The sequence below is a fragment of the Methylobacterium sp. BTF04 genome (genome assembly GCF_010692745.1).
GTDB lineage: Bacteria > Pseudomonadota > Alphaproteobacteria > Rhizobiales > Beijerinckiaceae > Methylobacterium.
The window spans coordinates 63,599-80,446 of record NZ_JAAHTB010000003.1 but is presented as its reverse complement, the minus strand read 5'-3'; the positions used below and the strand labels follow the sequence as shown (position 1 = coordinate 80,446).

Below are 16,848 nucleotides of genomic sequence, written 5' to 3'. Positions count from 1 at the left end.
TAGAAGTCCGTCGGCCGTGCTGGTCGATCCCGAGGAGTTGCACCCATGGGCGTCACGCGCTCCGCCTCCGTCGCCGTTTCCGCGCTCCTAGCGGGATGCGTCGGCTATGGCGCCCACGCCCAGGTTCCGGACAAGTCCGCCGAACGGGCGGCGGCTCCCGTGGTCCGCACTACGGCGGTGGATTCCGGCACCACGGATCTCGGCAAGACCGATCTTGGCAAGACGCCACCCGCGGTCGCCGACGTTCCCAAGGTCGAGCCCTCGAACGCCGCAACGCCTCAGGCGCCTGATTCCGTCCCCGCTGCGGCTGCGAGTCCCGCGCCCAGCTCTGCGCCGGCCCCGGTGGTGCAAGCCCCCGCCCCGCCCCCGGTCCCGAGCGATCCGCAAGGGGCCGCCATCGCGGCCCGTCTCGCCGACCCCGCTCCGCTCCTGCCCCGGCTCACCACCAAGGAGCGCGAGGCGATCCAGGCCTTCTATGCGCTCGGCGCCTTCAAGCCGGTCTGGATCGTCGACGGTGCCTATACCCCGGCCGCCAAGGCCGCCGCCGCACGCCTCGCCGCCGCCGGCGAGGACGGTCTGGTCCCGGCCGCCTATCCGGTGCCGGTGCTCGGCACGCAGGCCCTGACCGAGGCCCATGTCGCCGAGGCCGAGTTGAAGCTGTCGGCGGCGGTCGCGCTCTATGCCCGCGACGCCCGAGGCGGGCGCATCAACCTGTCGACGATCTCGCGCCTGATCACGCCGGTGCTCGACCTGCCCGCCGCCGACGTGGTGCTCGGCCGCATCGCCTCGGCCGGTGCCAACGCCGGCACCGTGCTGCAATCCTACAACCCGGCCCAACCCGGCTATCTCGCCCTCAAGGCCCGTCTCGCCGCCGCCCGCGGCGTGCATGCGCCGTCCTCCGAGCCCACAGTCCAGCTGCCGTCCGGCCCGGTGCTCACGGTGGGCATGCACGATCCCCGCGTGCCGGCGCTTCGGGCGCGGTTCCGCCTCGAGAGCCGCAGCGCCGGCACCCTCGACAGCGCTCCCGGCGAGCCGGACGCCTATGATGCCGGCGTCTCGGCCGCGGTCGCCGGGTTCCAGCGCCGCCGCGGCCTGCCCGCCACCGGGACGCTCACCGGCCTGACCGTGGCGGCGCTCGGCCGGCCGGACATGGCCCCGCGCGCCGATGAGAACGAGGCCGCCCTCCTCGTCAACATGGAGCGCTGGCGCTGGCTGCCGTCCGATCTCGGGCGCGACTACGTGATGGTCAACATCCCCGAATTCCGGGTGCGGGTGACCCGGGACGGCCGCCCGCGCGACGAGGCCCGCGTCATCGTCGGCAAGACCGAGAGCCCGACTCCGATCTTCTCGGGCCTGATGGAATACGCCGTCGTCAACCCGTCCTGGAACGTGCCGCCCTCGATCCTGAAGAACGAGTTCCTGCCGGGGCTCGCCCGCGACCCGAACTATGCGGCGCGGCGCGGCTACGAGGTGGTCTACCGCAACGGCAACGTCTCGGTGCGCCAGCCGCCCGGCGAGCGCAACGCCCTCGGCTTCATCAAGTTCATGTTCCCCAACAACCATGCGGTCTACCTGCACGACACCCCGAACCGCTCGCTGTTCGCGGGGTCGAAGCGGGCGCTGAGCCATGGCTGCGTGCGGGTGGACGACCCGTTTCGCTTCGCCGATGCGGTGCTGCCCGATGCATGGTCGAGCGAGCGGCTGAAGAAGCTCGTCGGCAAGGGCGAGCGCACGATCCGGCTCGCCGAGAAGCTGCCGGTGCATCTGGCCTATTTCACCGCCTACGTCGACGATGCGGGCAGCTTCCGCACCCTGCCCGATCTCTACGGCTACGATGCCCGCATGAAGATCGCCCTGGGGCTGAGCCCCGGCAGCCTGCTCGTCGCCAAGGTCCCGGGCGCCAAGGCTCCGGGTTCCGCGGCCGCGAGACTTCCCGTCACCGCGAGACTTCCCGTCACCGCGAGGCCCAACGCGACCGCGCGCAATGCGGCCGAACCGATGCCTGCGGACGAGACCGAACTGCGCCGCAAGCCGCAGCGCGAGGCGCGCACCGACGCGAGCCCCGCCCCGGTTCGGGCCGCACGCACCAGCGCGGCCCGTCCTCCGGCGGATTTCGGCGATCCCGACCTGTGGACACCGCCCACCGGCCGTCCGTCGAACGGCTGGTGGTAGGACCCTGCCACCGCCCTGGTGTTGCCTGGAAGACACGGGGGCCGTTTATCGCTATCCGCGGCGTGCGGCGCCACACGCCCGTGCACGATTTCGCCACGGTTGAAACCTAGCCGTTAACGTCGGCAACCGGCGAACCGCCGAGGACCCGCTAACCGGACGTTTACGGTTTTCGGCAACCTTGCGTTCACCATGATCCGCGCGTCACACACGCGGTCTGGCAGAGGGTGAGAGATCGTGCGTAAGCTGCTGCGAGACGGGCTGAAAACGGCCGAGCGTCGCCCGCGCCTCCGGCGCTTCGCCATCGCCGCCTCCGGCATCGCCCTCGCGCTCGTCGCCGGTACCCGCGGCACGCAGAACGCGGTGGCCAACGGCGACACCCGCACCCTCTCGATCTATCACAGCCATACCAAGGAGAGCCTCACCGTCACGTTCAAGCGCGATGGTCGCTACGACCGCGCCGCCCTGGAGCAGCTCAATTGGCTCCTGCGCGATTGGCGGGTCGACGAGCCGATCAAGATGGACCCGCGCCTGTTCGATACGGTGTGGGAGGCCTACCGTTCGGTGGGCTCGTCCGAGCCGATCACCGTGGTCTCGGCCTATCGCTCGCCCGGCACCAACGCGATGCTGCGCCGCCGCTCCAAGATGGTGGCCGAATACAGCCAGCACATGCTCGGCAAGGCGATGGATTTCTATCTGCCCGACGTGTCCATCGACCAGATCCGGGCCGTCGGCATGCAGATGCAGCGCGGCGGCGTCGGCTGGTATCCGCGGGCCGGCTCGCCCTTCGTTCACCTCGACGTCGGCTCGGTGCGCTCCTGGCCCCGCATGACCCACGAGCAGCTCGCCCGCCTGTTCCCCGACGGCAAGACCGTCCACCTGCCCTCCGACAACCGGCCGCTGCCCGGCTACGAGCAGGCCCGTGCCGAGGTTCTGGCCCGTGGCGGCACGGTTCTGGGGATCACCCAGGTCGCCCAGATGGACGAGGATGACGGCCCGAGCATCAAGGGCTTCTTCGCGAGCCTGTTCGGTGGCGGCTCGTCCAGCGAGCCCGCCGCTCCCCCGGCCGCAACGGCCAGGACCCGCGTGAAGCCGACCGTGCTGGTCGCCAGCGCCGATCCCGAGGACCAGACCGGCGCCCGCGCCGCCCTCGCCTACGCCGCGCCCGCCGCCAGCGACACTCTGAAGACCGCGCTGCTGCGCCGCGACGGTCGCGATGCGAAAAGTCTTCTGACCGCCGAGACGCCGACCGCCGAGACGCCGACCACCGAGACGCAGATCGCTGCGCCCGCCGTCGAATCCCTCCACACCGTGGTTCCGATGCCGCCGCGGCGTCCGTCGGAATTCGCCGCCATCGCGGCCGCCCTGTCGATGCCGCTGCCGCCGGTGCGCCCGCCGATCCAGTTGGCGAGCCTCGGTACCGCCGGCATGGCCAATCTCGCCCCCGCCGCGGTGGCTGCAGCGCGCCTGATCCCGGCCAATGCCGATTCGCGCACGCAGCTGCGTGCCCTGTTCGCCGCCGCGGCCCAGGGCGATCCCGAGCCGGCGAGTCGCGCCGCGCCGGTGCGTGTCGCCGTGGCCCGTGCCAAGTCCGATGGTGCGCCCGCTGGCCTCGTCGCGCAGCCGGCCGCCGCCGTCGCCACCCGCTTCACCATGCGAGCGTCCGGCGACGATCTCACCGCCGCCCGCTTCTCGGGATCGGCCACGCGTCCGGTTCCGGGCAGTCGCTGAAGACGCGCAGGCGCCCTACAGCAGCCTGCCGGACATCCGTCCGATCAGATTGACGAGCTGGACCTGACGGTTGGTGCCGGTCTTGGAAAACACCGCCTTGAGCTGGCTGCGCAGGGTCGCCACCGTCACCCCGTGCGCATCCGCGATTTCGACGAGGTCGCATCCGAGCGCGAGCGCATCGGTCAGGCGCGCTTCGGCAGCGGTGAGGCCATAGGCCTGGCGCATCAGCGCGCCGCTGGGCGCCACCTCGTCGGTGGGGTCGATCACCATCAGCATGGCCCGAGCCCGCTGGAACACGTCGTGGGTCACCGCCGGGAGCGGGGCGGCGTGGACCACCAGGGGCGGTCCGTCCGGACGGGGGATGGCGACGGCCTGCCGCGGCGGCGCGGCGCTCGGCGGCCCGTGGTGGAGGACGCTGCCGATCAGCTTGCCCAGTGCGGCGTTGGTCGGCCCGTGCTGGGTGAAGATGGTTCCCTTCAGCACCGTCAGCCCGTGGCCGAGATGGTCGCGGGCCCGTGCGTTCATCCGCAGGACCGACCCCGTCGCGTCCAGCAGCATCCCGCCGCAGCGCATCATGTCGAAGGCGTCCAGCGCGCCGTCGGCGCGCGCTTCGGCCAGCCGCAGCGCCATCTGTCCGGCGCGCTGGAGATGGGGGATCGCCCGCTCGATGCTCTCGATTTCGCGGCGCGAGAACCTCTCCCGGTGGCGGCTGCGCTCGGCCGAGAGCAGAATGCTCTGCCCGCCGGCCGGCACGAGATAGATGCCGGCAAACCAGCGGTAGCCGAAATGTCCGATGAAGTCGGCGTTGAACGGAAGGTGGTCGAGTTCGTCGGGGGTGAAGATCTCTGATTCGGTCACCACGCGGCGCGTGTCGGTGAGCGCCCGCATTCCGCGGACCAGTCGCGGATTGTCCGCGAGCCAGTGCTCGCGCATTCCGGTCTCCAGGAGTTCGTCCAGCGACGCGGTGCAGTTCGGCATCATCGGTGCCGCTGGCCCCGGCAACAGCACGGCACCATCGGCCCCCAGGGCGTCGGCATATTCCGCCAGCACCACCCGCCACAGTTCGGGCTGCGTCGCCGTCTCGTAGAAACGGTCGATGACGGCGGCCAGCCGATCTTCGCGGAGGCCGCTCATGTCCATCGCACGCGACGGCGGCTTTGCAGTGCGGATGGCGTGTAACCGTGACGGATCATGCGCGGGCCCCAGTCGACACCCGCAAATGGAGCATACCTGAGCCGTACGCTCAAGATCCATTGGAATGGAATTGGACCGGTACCGGACTGATTCTGTAATTATCGTGCGGTGGCGGGGATTTTTCGAGACACCAATTTATTGGATGGATATTCGCTCAAGCCGCGAAGCGGGGCCGAATCAACGCTCTATTTTGTGTTCCGATAAGCCTGACGCTGCGTAGTCAAGAGCATATTCAATGTCCTGCAAATGAGGGAGGACGGGTATCGTCGCGTCTGTCACGGATTCAGGCCGAAAATCCGCAAAGGCTCTGGAGCGCCTGCGATGTTCGTCTTCAGCGTTACGTGTCTGGTCGGAAGCGTTGTTCTGGTCGACGTCGCGCGCCGCTATCCGCACCGCGGCGCGGTTCTCGAACGGATCGCCGGTTTCCTGATTCTGGCCGGGCTGATCCCGATCGGCGCGTCGCTGCCGCTGTTCCGCTAAGCCCGGGACGCAGGCCCTTTCGAGGGCTTCAGTCTCTCCTGCACCCGGCCACCGTGCCGGATTCACCGGCTCGGCTCCGGCATGGCGGGCCCGATCTGCCATCGAGACGGACCCCCGTCTGCCCCTACTAGGATGAAGCCGGTCGCGATCGCTGTGACCGATTCGGCCTACAGCATCCCGAGCGCCTGCATGTAGAGTTCGAGGATGGCTTCCTCCTCCTGGCGCTCGGCATGGTCCTTCTTGCGCAGGGAGACGATCTTGCGCAGGGCCTTCACATCGAAGCCGGTGCCCTTGGCCTCGGCGTAGACGTCCTTGATGTCGGAGGCGAGGCCGGCCTTCTCCTCTTCGAGGCGCTCGATGCGCTCGATGAAGCTCTTGAGCTGGTCGGCGGCAACCGAGGAGGCGTCGACGGCGGGTGCGGCGGATGCGGCCATGATCGTCTCAAAGTCCCTGATACGAGGGGGCGCATCGCGAAATTGCTCGCATGCGCCGGAACCGCTTCGATAAGCCGTCAAGCTTACCGGGTCCTTACGGCGTCGAACCGGGTGCGGTCGCCGGCTCGACGCGGTAAGTCGTTGTTCCCACGTCGGATTCTGCCGGAAACCGGGCCTATTTCATCGACGCCGATGCCTCAATGCGGATCGGCCGCCGCCGTCGTGAAGGCCGTCTGTTGCTCGGGCGTCGCTTCGGTCTGGTGCAGCCGTTTCCACTCGGCATAGGGCATACCGTACACCTCCTCGCGGCTTTCGTCCTTTGTGAGCGCGACGCCCGCCGCGTCGGCCGCGTCCTTGAGCCAGTTCGACAGGCAGTTGCGACAGAACCCGGCCATCGTCATCAGGTCGATGTTCTGGACGTCGGTGCGTGCCTGAAGGTGAGCCACGAGACGGCGGAAGACGGCCGCCTCGAGTTCGGTGCGGGTGGTGGTCTCGATTTCGGTCATGGAAGCCTCTCCTGTCGCCGGAGAGGTCGGCCCGCGTCGCGCATCCGTCAAGCCGGCGGCAGCAGCGGCGCCAGGAGTCGCGCGAAGCGGGCCGCCCATTCGCTCTGGCCGGCTTCCGCGGCGATGAGGTCCTGGCGGATCTCCACCAGGGCGTTGGGCAGGCCACGGGCCAGCGCGTGCCGGTCGATGGTATCGCCGGGCAGGCCGCCGCCATAGGGCGCGTTGTCGCCCACCGTGAGGTCGGCCGGATCGGCGCGCAGGCCGGCAATCAACGGCACGCTCATGCGGTCGTCCCGGTCCCACAGGATGCCGACGTGCCAGGGCCGCGGCACCGAGCGCCAGAACGGCGTGAAGCTGTGGATGGTCACGATGGCCGGCGCCACGCCGGTGGCCATCGCGGCCTCCACATGGGCGTCCACGGCCGCGTCGAAGGGAGCGTAGAACCGGCGGATCCGCTCCTGCTTGCCCGCCGCGTCGATGCGGGCGTTGCCGGGCACGATGGCGCCGTCGGAGAGGCGCATCACCAGGGTCGGGTCGTCGCGGCCGCGGTTCGGATCGATGATCAGGCGCGAGAACCGGGTGAGGATCGCCGGCGCGTTCAGATGGGCGGCAAGCAGCCGGGTCACCTCCGCGGCGCCGATATCGTAGGCGATGTGGCGCGCGAATTCGTGCTCCGGCATCCCGAGCTGGGCGAGATCCTCCGGCACGTGGTTGGCGGCGTGCTCGCAGATCAGCAGCAGGCCGCGGGCGGGATCGCCCGGCACGGTCTCGACGGGATGAGGTGGCGGCATGGGCTCGCTGATCCGATTCGGGCGTGGGGCGGCGATGCAAGGCCCCGGCCGCTCCCTGCGCATGGGTGCGTGGCGGGACTGCGGCGCTTATTGAGAGGTGCGACGCTTGTTGAGAGGTGCGACGCTTGCCGCAACGGCGGGCGTCGGGCACAGCACGTATCGCGGATCGCGCCGCGACGGCAACAATCGGTGGCAAACCACCGGGCGGCATCGATCGACCTACGAGATCCACGGACCCGCGAGATACACGGACACGCCATGACCGCGCCCTCCCCCGCCGACTACGCCGCCTCCCGCACGCTCCTGCTCGGATTCCTTGACGAGGCCATCGCCGCCGCGCACCCGTCGCGCTGCCTCGTGCCGCACCTGCCCGCCCCGGGCCAGGGCCGGCTGATCATCCTCGGCGCGGGCAAGGCCGGCGGTTCGATGGCCGCCGTGGCGAGCCGGTTCTACCGGGAGGAGCATGGGGTCGATCCGAGCCGCATCGTCGGGCTCGCGGTGGCGCGCCACGGCTACGGCGAGGAGGCGCCGATGATCCGCATGGTCGAGGCCGGCCATCCGGTGCCGGATCAGGCCGGTATCGACGCCACCACCGACGCCCTGCGCATCGCCGCCGATGCCGGGCCGGACGACGACGTGCTGGTGCTGCTCTCCGGCGGCGGTTCGGCCAACTGGATCGCCCCCGCCGGCGATCTCACGCTCACCGAGAAGCAGGCGATCACCAAGGCGCTGCTGCGCTCCGGCGCGCCCATCGACGAGATCAACTGCGTGCGCAAGCACCTGTCGCGGATCAAGGGCGGCCGCCTGGCCATGATGGCGCGCAACGCCCGCTCGATCCTCACCCTGGCGATCTCCGACGTGCCGCACGACGATCCGGCGGTGATCGCCTCGGGCCCCACCGTGCCCGATCCCTCGACCCTGGCCGATGCCCGCGCGATCTGCGAGCGCCGCGGCATTCCGCTGCCCGAGACCGCCAAGGCGCTGCTGAACGACCCCGCCAACGAGACGCCGAAGGCCGGTGACCCGTCCTTCGCGCGGGCCGAGTACCGCATCATCGCCCGGCCCATCGACGCGCTCGAGGCGGCCTCCGCCGCCGCGATCCGTGCCGGCTACGAGCCGGTGATGCTCGGCCCCGATGTGGAAGGCGAGGCCCGCGAGGTCGCCGCCGAGCATGCCCGCCTCGCCCTCGACATGGCGGCGGCCGGCCGCAAGGTCGCGATCATCTCCGGCGGCGAACTCACCGTGACGATCAAGGGCGAGGGCCATGGCGGTCCGAACCAGGAATACGCCCTGGCGCTGGCCATCGCCCTCGACGGCGCCGAGACGATCTTCGGCATCGCCGCCGATACCGACGGCACCGATGGCGGACGTGGCGAGGCCACCGACCCGGCCGGCGGCCTCGTCGACCCCACCACCCTGGCGCGGGCGCGCGCGGCCGGTCTCGACCCGGCCGCGATGCTCCTCGACAACGATTCGACGAAGTTCTTCGACACGATCGGCGATCTCGTCCAACCGGGTCCCACCCGCACCAATGTCAACGATTGCCGGATCATCCTTGTCGGTTGAAACACTGAGTCGCGGGCCGCACGGCTCTGCTCCCTCTCCCGCGTGCTCCGCAGGCACCCTTCCCCGCATCGGGGCGAGGGTTCTGGCGGCGTCGCTGTTCGGTGCCCTCCTCCTCGCCGCATCCCCGGCCCGCGCCGACCTGCGGATGTGCAATCTCACCCCGAGCAAGGTCGGCATCGCCCTTGGCTACCGCGACACGCAGGGCTGGGTGACGGAGGGCTGGTGGGACGTGGCGCCCAAGGCCTGCGAGACCCTGCTGAAGGGCGCGCTCGCCGCGCGGTTCTATTACGTCTTCGCCGTCGACTACACGCGCGGCGGCGAGTGGAGCGGCCGCTCGCTGATGTGCACCAAGGATCGCGAATTCACGATTCGCGGCGTCGAGGATTGCCTCGCCCGCGGCTTCGACCGCAACGGCTTCTACGAGGTCGATACCGGCGAACAGAAGAGCTGGACGATCCAGCTCACCGACCCGAACCAGCCGATGGCGCCGGCCCCGTAAGGGCTTCGCGATCCGATACCCGGCCCAAAAACCGCCGAACCGACGGTCACACCGCCTCGATCTCGGCGAGCAGGGTCTCGGACACGGTGATGCCCGCATCCGCCGCGTGGGCGCGGGCGGCGATCCGGCGGGTGCCGGGCAGGCGCGCGCCGTCCTGATCCTCGATCATCGCCGCCAGCACCGCGAACCGCTCCAGGGCGGCGGACGCGAAGGCGGTGGCGTCCAAGGCCAGGATCAGCTGCCCGGTGCCGGGCGGCTCACCGACCGCATCGAGGAACGAGGTCGCCTCGCCGGCAAAGCGCGCCCCGACGAAGCCGGCGGCGAGCAGCTCCACCATCAGCGCGAGGGCGGTGCCCTTGGCATCCCCGAGCGGGATCATGGTGCCGGCGAGCGCCGCCGTGGCGTCGGTGGTGGGGTTGCCGGCCGCATCCACCGCCCAGCCTTCGGGGATCGGCGCGCCGCGCTGCTTGGCGGCGACGATGTTGCCGCGCGCCACCTTCGACAGGGAGAGATCGACCACGATGGGATCGCGCCCCGGCAGTGGGCAGGCGAAGGCGATGGGGTTGGTGCCGAACACGGCCCGGTTGCCGCCCTAGGGGGCCATCGAGGCCGGCGCGTTGGCGAACAGCAGCGCCACCAGCCCCTGCCCCGCCAGGGCCTCGGCCGGGCGCCCGGCGGCCCCGCAATGGTGCGAGCGCCGGATGGCGGCGGCCGCCACCCCCTGGCTGCGGGCGAGTGCGGGGAGCTGCGCCACGGCCGCGTCGAGGGCCGGATAGGCGAAGCCGTGGCCGGCATCGAGCGCGAGCAGGCCGGGCCGCGGCCGCTCCACGGTCACGACGGCATCGCCCACCACCTTGCCGGTACGGACCTGCTCGCCATAGGCCACCAGCCGCATCAGCCCGTGGGTACGCAGGCCATCGGCCTCGGCGCCGACGAGGGCGCGGGCCGTGCTCTCGGCGGGGTCCCGCCCCGTGCCGCAGCGGACCAGGGTGCGGACCGCGAGCGCGTGGGCGGCCTCGAGTGTCAGATTCGGCATTGGTCCAGGGTCATCCTCTCGGACGGTCGGCTCGCCCGGAGGTCTTGTGCCTTGCCGTTGGGGGGAAGGGAACCGGGCGGGGCTCGGTCCCGGGCTTCCGCGTGGAATCGGTGCGACGGGATGATCCGCTGTCAGCTGTTCTGGTGCCTCGACCCTGGTGCTTGCTGTCGTCGCCTATTGGTGGAGTTTTGCCGGTCCGGTTACGATAGTCGAGATCAGAGAAGCGGCCGTTCGCTTGGGGAACGGCAAGTGACGGTTTCGCGCTCATTGGCGCCGTACAGTCATTTACTAACCGCCCCCAAAACCGGACGCTACGATAGAGGGGTTCTCAGGTTAGAATCGCGCCCGTAGCACTCATCGGGAGTTGGCCAAAATTCGGACCCTCGCCTCCCAGCGCATTCGGTATGTTCGGAAATATTCGAAGACTTGAAACGAGAGCAAACATGCGACCAATCGGTATTGGAATTTTCCGCAGTATCCCACCCGAGCGAAAGCTGCAGATACAGCAGTTTGGCAACAGATTTACTAAAAACTGACTCTCCTTGTTTTAGAATGAGCGATTCGATACTAATAAATCGGCCTCACCCGTCAAATATGAACCATAGACCTCAGCGTTGGGCGGGCGCCGGACGGCCCCCGAACGGGGCACCAGTCGCATAGGGCAAGGTGACGTCGGGCTTCTGCGAACCACCGCTAAAGGTGTTGATCGCAGCGTCCCTCCCATGGCTTGAAGTGGCGGGCGTTTCGTAGCCCAAGGCGGACGGAACCCGCTGCACCGTCGTTGCGGATGGCGGCAGTGCCCGCTGAATGGGCGGTGGAGCCTGAGCAAAAGCCCCTGAAACGTCCGTCGCGAGGACGGCAAAAGCGGCGACGGAACCAAATTTCATTAGCTTACCCTCAGCCCAACGCATCGTTGTTATGTTGGATGGCACCGTCGGGATCGCAAGAGAGCCGGATTGCGAGGCCATCATAAACAGGGGGGGCCGGGAGCTTCGCTGTTGCACGTATTACCGCTGGAGGCACCCAAAGCCTGAGCGGCATAGTTAGTATTAAGTACTATAGTATATGCGCTTGAATGCTCCAGAGATGCATCGAAGCTGACCCCAAAAGGATTTATAAACCCAGAAATTAATGAATACTTTCCATTTATATCTGGTTTCACGTCAAGAGTAAAAGAGTAACTTAATTGTCCTACAAATAAATTCTCCGAAGTAGGATAGATAGTCTTTTCATTCCTCACCATTTCGGAAGAGGCGTTTTGCAGCCACTGTGCCAACGTGCTGTCACCGATGTGGATACGAGTGAAGTTTTCATATTCGGTCCAGCCTAGATCGCTCCTCACAAGATGCTGTAATTCGTTAGTCGCCGCTGCCAGATCACGGCTTTTACTATTATAAAGCGACTTGAAGCAATAGAAGTCAGTATCTGCTAGAGGCTGAGCGTTGTAGATAGTCGAGTATTGGGCGGCAACTGGTGGACGCTCCCCTTTCGGAGAATATGATTTAGCAGGACCGAGATCTGCATTTTGTGGGATTGCGTGGGGTTGAACAAACTCGAAGGTTCTAGTCTCAGCGTACGACCCACCAAAGCCCTTGACGACCGAACCATCAAGCATTTGCCTTGTCTTCTTTGCTAATGCAGGCTTTAAATAATCGTACCCCAAAGTCAGGGTCCTAGTATCAATATTCTTAAGATCGATATTAAGTGAGGCAAACTGCCTAGCATCTATGTCGATGAACGGATACTGTCGGACGGCTGCGACGCCATCCGCCACGGCCGCGTCTGCTCCACGAAGAGTATCACGCTGAATTTTTGCCAATATCGGCGATATTAAACTGCTACGCAGCTTATTTTCTACTATAAAAATACTAACTTCGCAGCGTATAGATTTAACTACATCCGAAATTCTTGGGCCTAATCCGGCGATAGTGCTCGGATCTTCGAGTTGATAGGGCGACAGCGCGCACGATCCCTGCATAACACAGATCATCAATGTTGCAGATATTCGAGTCTGATTCTGCATCGTCGAACCTTATTAGTACACGTAAATATTCCGCGTCGTAGACGCATATGACAACTGCTAATCCACCTGATTCTTGTGGAATTTTCGATAAGATGTAATTTTGCAACATAAACCGGAAGTTCGACGTATTGCTGCGGTCCTCTGAGTAAAGCTGCGCTTCTCGACCTGCTTTTATCGTACAGGGGCGTCTTGCTTAATGTCTGCTTCCGAGCATTGCGTTGGGGAACCGAAACGACTGAGTTGGGTCGACAGCAGCCCATCGCCTCTGACTTCATCCCGCCTACGCCAAAGGCGAGGAGCGATCGTCCCCGCCAATCCTGCCAAATACTCAGTCGCAAAAATCTTGACAATATTCCTATAATCTGCCTATATGCCGCCATTCGCCTCCCACGAGGGAGGCCCTCCGGCGGACCGGGTCGGGGGGCTTGGGGGGAGGAGACGGCGCCTGCGTCGGTGGCCCGGTGTCGCCATCGCCCCGGGCCGCGCCGTGCGACGCAAGGTGTCTCGGACGGGTAGGCCCTTTCGGGCCGGACCCGGTATCCTGGGACATCGCCAGACAACGGACGGTCCGCCCATTACGAGGCGGAACGGGGCCATGGGCCTTGATAAGCCGGCCGCCGTGGGCCGCCGCTCCCGCCAAGGGGCGACGGGTCGCGGAGGAGGGCCGCCACCAGCCGAGTCGCCGACGCTGTGAGACGACGCCGTGACGTGAAGGGACCGGCCCCGAGGATGGGGCCGGGCCGAGGGACGCCGGGAAACCGGTAAAACTTTCAAAAACGTGGTTTCGCGGCGTCCCGCGTCTCCCGTCCTTGCCTCTCATAAAATCCCCCGCGCCGGACTCGGCGGCGGGGCCGCACCCCTGTGCTCACCACATCGCACCGTCATGGACGGAGGGTAGGCTGCGCGGCGTGTCCTTGACGCGCTGGCCCCATCGGTGCTTGTGGCGCTTCGCTCAACGTCCGGTCGTTTCGAAACCGGCGGGGCCTTTACTTTCGGGATGGAGCAACCTGTGAAACGTTCTCGCCGCACGAAGATCATCGCCACGCTCGGTCCGGCGTCGGATACGCCGGAGATGATCGAGAAGTTGTTTCGTGCCGGTGCCGACGTCTTCCGGCTGAACATGAGCCATCTTCCGCGCGAAAAGCTGCCGGAGAAGATCGAGGTCATCCGCACCATCGAGCGTGAGCTGCGCCACCCGATCGCGATCCTCGTCGATCTGCAGGGGCCGAAGCTGCGCGTGGCGGCCTTCGTGGAGGGCGCGGCGATCATCGAGAACGGCGCCGCCTTCGTCCTCGACAGCGATCCGACCCCCGGCGACGCCACCCGGGTGTTCCTGCCCCACCCGGAGATTCTCTCGGCGCTGGAGCCCGGCCACGTCGTCATCCTCGACGATGGCAAGCTGCGGCTCATCGTGACCGAGGTGTCCGAGGGACGCGCGGTGACCCGGGTGGTGATCGGCGGACGCATCTCGAACCGGAAGGGCGTCTCGCTGCCCGACACCGTGATCCCGGTGGCGGCCATGACCGAGAAGGACCGCGGCGATCTCGATGCCGCCCTCAATGCCGGCGCCGACTGGATCGCGGTGTCCTTCGTGCAGCGTCCCGAGGACGTGGCCGAGGTCAAGAAGGTCGCCGCCGGCCGCGCGCTGGTGATGGCCAAGATCGAGAAGCCGCAGGCGCTGACCCGTCTCGACGAGATCATCGAGGTTTCCGACGGGATCATGGTGGCGCGCGGCGATCTCGGCGTGGAGATGCCGCTGGAGCAGGTGCCCGGCGTGCAGAAGCGCATCACCCGCAGTTCGCGACGCATGGGCAAGCCCGTGGTGGTGGCGACGCAGATGCTCGAATCGATGATCACCGCACCGGTGCCCACCCGCGCCGAGGTCTCGGACGTGGCCACCGCCGTCTACGAGGGCGCCGACGCGGTGATGCTGTCGGCGGAATCCGCCTCGGGCGCCTTCCCGATCGAGGCCATCACCATGATGAGCCGCATCGCCGAGCAGGTGGAGCGCGACGCGCTCTACTGGACCATCCTCACCGCGCAGCGGTCCGAGCCCGACGCCACGGCCTCGGATGCCATCGCGGCCGCCGCGCACCAGATGGTCGATGCCCTGAAGCTCACCGCGATCATGGCCTGGACCCATTCGGGCTCGACGGCGCTCCGGCTCGCCCGCTCGCGGCCCAACGCCACCATCATCGCGCTGACCCCGAAGCGCGAGACCGCCCGGCGCCTCGCTCTGTGCTGGGGCACGCACCCCATCGTCACCAACGATGCCAGCGACGTCGACGACATGGCGTTCCGGGCGGCGAAGTTCGCGGTGCGCGAGCGCTTCGCCGATATCGGCGACCGCATCATCGTGGTGGCGGGCGTGCCGTTCGGGACGCCGGGCGCCACCAACCTCGTGCGCATCGCCTTCGTCACGCGCGAGCACGCGGCCAAGGCCTGAGCCGGCCACCCCTCTCCCCCATTCGGGAGGGGGATTTGCGCGTCCGACAGAGCGCCGGGGACGAATCCGGTCTGTGCTCTCACGGCGCGACCGGCTCATGCCGGTCGGCGTTGATCCGGTCGGCGAGGCGCCCGACCTCGGCCGCCAGGGCGTCGGCGGCCACGTACTGCACCATGTGGCCGATGCCCGGCAGCGTCACCAGGGTCGCGCCGGGGATCGCGGCGGCCAACGGCACCGCCTGCCGCTCGAAGGGCACGGCGGCGTCGGCATCGCCCGCCACCACCACCGTGGGCGCCGTGATGGAGCCGTACCGCGGCGCCTGGGCGGCGATCGCCGCCGGCAGGCCGATGAGATCGTAGAGGTTGGCCAGCATCGTGTCGGGCCGCAGCACCAGGGCGGCGCGGCTGCGGTCGATATAGCCGGCCGGTGGATCCTGCGGCTTGAACACCGCCCCGCCCACGCGCGGCAGGTAGTACAGGCCGAGCGGCGTCGCCAGCGTCCGGCTGAGCAACCACGCCACCGGCGGCTTCAGGGCGAGGCTGTAGTACCAGGGCAACGTGCCCTCGGCCGGATACGGCATTGCCACCGGTGCCACCAGCATGAGGCCCGACACCCGGTCCGGATGATCGAGGGCGATGGCGGTGGCGAGCGCCCCCGACCAGGAATGCCCGAGCACGATCGCCGGGCCGAGTCCCAGCGCCTTCAGCGCCTGCGCGATCGCCGTGCCCTGCGCAGCCGGCGTCGCCATCTCGCGGCCACCGAGACGGTCGCTCCAGCCGAAGCCCGGCCGGTCGAAGGCGACCACGCGAAAGCCCTGTCGTGCGAGCAGGCGCCCGACGCCCTCCATGGGGTCGGAGGCGTTGGCGGAGGCGCCGTGCAGCAGCACCACGGTCCCGCGCAAAGACGGGGTCGGGCCGTCCATGATCGTCGCGAGGTGTCCTCCGTCCACCGCAACGAACGGACCCTCCGGCGGAAAGCGGGCGCCGATCCGCAGGGTAACGATGAGCGTCACGACGGCGCCGACGATCAACACGAGGGCGATCAGCCCGATACACGCGCCGAACAGCGTGGCGAGTCCCTTGAGCACCAGCATGGCGGATTACAGGTCGCGGCCGTCGACGTCCGGCGCGAGCCGGTCGATGGCGCTCTGGAGCTTCTCCATGCGGGGATAGAGCGCCGCGGCGCGGCGGAAGGCGTCGAGAGCCCGCCGCTTGTCGTCGGTGGCGAGGTAGATCCGGCCCAGGGCCGCCCAGGCCTCGTAATGCCGGGGTTCCAGCACCAGGGTCCGCTGCAGGTCGGCGATGGCCGCAATCTGGTCGGTGAGCAGCCAGAACACCGTGGCGCGCCGGTTCCACCCCTCGGACCAGCCGGGCTCGAGGGCGACGGCGCGGTCCATCAGTTCCACCGCCAGGGGGTAATCCTGACTGCTCATGGCCTGGCGCGCGCGCTCGGTGAGCAGGTCGGCGGTGGCGCTGCCCGAACGACCGAGGCGCTGCTCGATGAGGCGGGCGATCCCTTTCGCCTCGGCATCGTCATCGGCCGCTTTCAGACGGGCGTAGAGATCGTCGAGGCTGATCGCCGGATGAGCGGCCTTCGGTGCCGGTGGTTCGGGCTTCGCCGTCGGCACGGCCCAGGTGGCCGAGCCCAACACAACGCAGAACGCCGCGACGAGCGCGGCGTGGATCGACAGGCGATGAGGGAGCGAGCGAAGCATGGCGCGAGCTTCCTCGCACCGGCCCCATCCGTCAACGGGGACGCTTGACGCGCCCCGGAGCGCCACCCCGCAGGATGGCTGTCGGATCAGCCCTGGCGCGCCTTGAAGCGCTTCTGGGTCTTGTTGATAATGTAGACCCGGCCCTTGCGGCGCACGATCTGGTTGTCCCGGTGACGGCCACGCAGGGACTTGAGGGAGTTGCGAATCTTCATCGGTCTCACGTCGGCCGGGCTGTGAGCCCGCCGCCTGTCCATAGGGT

14 protein-coding genes and 1 pseudogene are annotated in these 16,848 nt (G+C 67.9%); 6 read left to right on the top strand and 9 right to left on the bottom strand.

The window, feature by feature from the left end; all coding sequences use genetic code 11:
- The first annotated feature begins 45 nt into the window (after positions 1 to 45).
- A complete protein-coding gene (locus G3T14_RS02985) occupies positions 46 to 2,172 on the top strand; it encodes a L,D-transpeptidase family protein (RefSeq protein WP_163639873.1) in 2,127 nt (708 codons plus the stop codon).
- A 234-nt stretch (positions 2,173 to 2,406) separates the two neighbouring features.
- Complete coding sequence (locus G3T14_RS02980) at positions 2,407 to 3,900, top strand: DUF882 domain-containing protein (protein ID WP_348645200.1); 1,494 nt, start codon at positions 2,407 to 2,409, stop codon at positions 3,898 to 3,900.
- A 15-nt stretch (positions 3,901 to 3,915) separates the two neighbouring features.
- On the opposite strand, the gene G3T14_RS02975 is transcribed toward G3T14_RS02980, so the two are convergent.
- A complete protein-coding gene (locus tag G3T14_RS02975) occupies positions 3,916 to 5,034 on the bottom strand; it encodes a helix-turn-helix transcriptional regulator (RefSeq protein WP_163639871.1) in 1,119 nt (372 codons plus the stop codon).
- Positions 5,035 to 5,415: 381 nt separating this feature from the next.
- Between G3T14_RS02975 and G3T14_RS02970 the strand changes: the two genes are divergently transcribed.
- Positions 5,416 to 5,574: a hypothetical protein gene (locus G3T14_RS02970; protein ID WP_163639869.1), complete on the top strand. Its 159-nt coding sequence runs from the start codon at positions 5,416 to 5,418 to the stop codon at positions 5,572 to 5,574.
- A 167-nt stretch (positions 5,575 to 5,741) separates the two neighbouring features.
- Here the strand turns inward: G3T14_RS02970 and G3T14_RS02965 are convergent, their stop codons facing one another.
- From G3T14_RS02965 to G3T14_RS02955, 3 genes are all read right to left on the bottom strand, one after another.
- Entirely contained in the window at positions 5,742 to 6,008 is a 267-nt protein-coding gene (locus tag G3T14_RS02965; RefSeq protein ID WP_163639867.1) for a DUF2312 domain-containing protein, read from the bottom strand.
- A gap of 197 nt (positions 6,009 to 6,205) precedes the next feature.
- The gene (locus tag G3T14_RS02960) at positions 6,206 to 6,514 is read right to left on the bottom strand and encodes a DUF1244 domain-containing protein (RefSeq protein WP_163639865.1); all 309 of its coding nucleotides are present in this window, start codon (positions 6,512 to 6,514) and stop codon (positions 6,206 to 6,208) included.
- Between the two features lie 47 nt (positions 6,515 to 6,561).
- Positions 6,562 to 7,305 carry an N-formylglutamate amidohydrolase gene (locus G3T14_RS02955; RefSeq protein ID WP_163639863.1) on the bottom strand — a complete coding sequence of 248 codons (744 nt, stop codon included), beginning with the start codon at positions 7,303 to 7,305 and terminating at the stop codon, positions 6,562 to 6,564.
- Positions 7,306 to 7,563: 258 nt separating this feature from the next.
- On the opposite strand from G3T14_RS02955, the gene G3T14_RS02950 reads away from it, so the two are divergent.
- Together G3T14_RS02950 and G3T14_RS02945 are read left to right on the top strand one after the other, a co-directional pair.
- Entirely contained in the window at positions 7,564 to 8,871 is a 1,308-nt protein-coding gene (locus tag G3T14_RS02950) for a glycerate kinase (RefSeq protein WP_163639861.1), read from the top strand.
- 82 nt (positions 8,872 to 8,953) lie between these two features.
- On the top strand, positions 8,954 to 9,370 hold the full coding sequence (locus G3T14_RS02945; protein WP_163640147.1) for a DUF1036 domain-containing protein: 417 nt from the start codon (positions 8,954 to 8,956) through the stop codon (positions 9,368 to 9,370).
- 46 nt (positions 9,371 to 9,416) lie between these two features.
- Here G3T14_RS02945 and G3T14_RS02940 read toward each other — a convergent pair.
- A pseudogene (locus tag G3T14_RS02940) lies at positions 9,417 to 10,406 on the bottom strand (Ldh family oxidoreductase).
- A gap of 967 nt (positions 10,407 to 11,373) precedes the next feature.
- Positions 11,374 to 12,429: a hypothetical protein gene (locus G3T14_RS02935; RefSeq protein WP_163639859.1), complete on the bottom strand. Its 1,056-nt coding sequence runs from the start codon at positions 12,427 to 12,429 to the stop codon at positions 11,374 to 11,376.
- 1,009 nt (positions 12,430 to 13,438) lie between these two features.
- Here G3T14_RS02935 and pyk point away from each other — a divergent pair.
- The gene (pyk, locus tag G3T14_RS02930; RefSeq protein WP_163639852.1) at positions 13,439 to 14,875 is read left to right on the top strand and encodes a pyruvate kinase; all 1,437 of its coding nucleotides are present in this window, start codon (positions 13,439 to 13,441) and stop codon (positions 14,873 to 14,875) included.
- Between the two features lie 79 nt (positions 14,876 to 14,954).
- On the opposite strand, the gene G3T14_RS02925 is transcribed toward pyk, so the two are convergent.
- The 3 genes from G3T14_RS02925 to ykgO all read right to left on the bottom strand — a co-directional run bounded on the left by G3T14_RS02925 (position 14,955) and on the right by ykgO (position 16,801).
- Entirely contained in the window at positions 14,955 to 15,968 is a 1,014-nt protein-coding gene (locus G3T14_RS02925) for an alpha/beta hydrolase (RefSeq protein WP_163639850.1), read from the bottom strand.
- A 6-nt stretch (positions 15,969 to 15,974) separates the two neighbouring features.
- Complete coding sequence (locus G3T14_RS02920) at positions 15,975 to 16,589, bottom strand: tetratricopeptide repeat protein (protein ID WP_246732882.1); 615 nt, start codon at positions 16,587 to 16,589, stop codon at positions 15,975 to 15,977.
- An 86-nt stretch (positions 16,590 to 16,675) separates the two neighbouring features.
- The gene (gene ykgO, locus G3T14_RS02915) at positions 16,676 to 16,801 is read right to left on the bottom strand and encodes a type B 50S ribosomal protein L36 (protein WP_055886195.1); all 126 of its coding nucleotides are present in this window, start codon (positions 16,799 to 16,801) and stop codon (positions 16,676 to 16,678) included.
- Positions 16,802 to 16,848: the final 47 nt, after the last annotated feature.

What these genes read in the sequence shown, in the direction of transcription:
- G3T14_RS02950 (WP_163639861.1), top strand. Translation starts at nt 7,564, where the DNA reads ATGACCGCGCCCTCCCCCGCCGACTACGCCGCCTCCCGCACGCTCCTG.
- ykgO (WP_055886195.1), bottom strand. Translation starts at nt 16,801, where the DNA reads ATGAAGATTCGCAACTCCCTCAAGTCCCTGCGTGGCCGTCACCGGGAC.
- G3T14_RS02965 (WP_163639867.1), bottom strand. Translation starts at nt 6,008, where the DNA reads ATGGCCGCATCCGCCGCACCCGCCGTCGACGCCTCCTCGGTTGCCGCC.
- G3T14_RS02920 (WP_246732882.1), bottom strand. Translation starts at nt 16,589, where the DNA reads ATGCTTCGCTCGCTCCCTCATCGCCTGTCGATCCACGCCGCGCTCGTC.
- G3T14_RS02970 (WP_163639869.1), top strand. Translation starts at nt 5,416, where the DNA reads ATGTTCGTCTTCAGCGTTACGTGTCTGGTCGGAAGCGTTGTTCTGGTC.
- G3T14_RS02960 (WP_163639865.1), bottom strand. Translation starts at nt 6,514, where the DNA reads ATGACCGAAATCGAGACCACCACCCGCACCGAACTCGAGGCGGCCGTC.
- G3T14_RS02935 (WP_163639859.1), bottom strand. Translation starts at nt 12,429, where the DNA reads ATGCAGAATCAGACTCGAATATCTGCAACATTGATGATCTGTGTTATG.
- G3T14_RS02955 (WP_163639863.1), bottom strand. Translation starts at nt 7,305, where the DNA reads ATGCCGCCACCTCATCCCGTCGAGACCGTGCCGGGCGATCCCGCCCGC.
- G3T14_RS02925 (WP_163639850.1), bottom strand. Translation starts at nt 15,968, where the DNA reads ATGCTGGTGCTCAAGGGACTCGCCACGCTGTTCGGCGCGTGTATCGGG.
- G3T14_RS02975 (WP_163639871.1), bottom strand. Translation starts at nt 5,034, where the DNA reads ATGAGCGGCCTCCGCGAAGATCGGCTGGCCGCCGTCATCGACCGTTTC.
- G3T14_RS02985 (WP_163639873.1), top strand. Translation starts at nt 46, where the DNA reads ATGGGCGTCACGCGCTCCGCCTCCGTCGCCGTTTCCGCGCTCCTAGCG.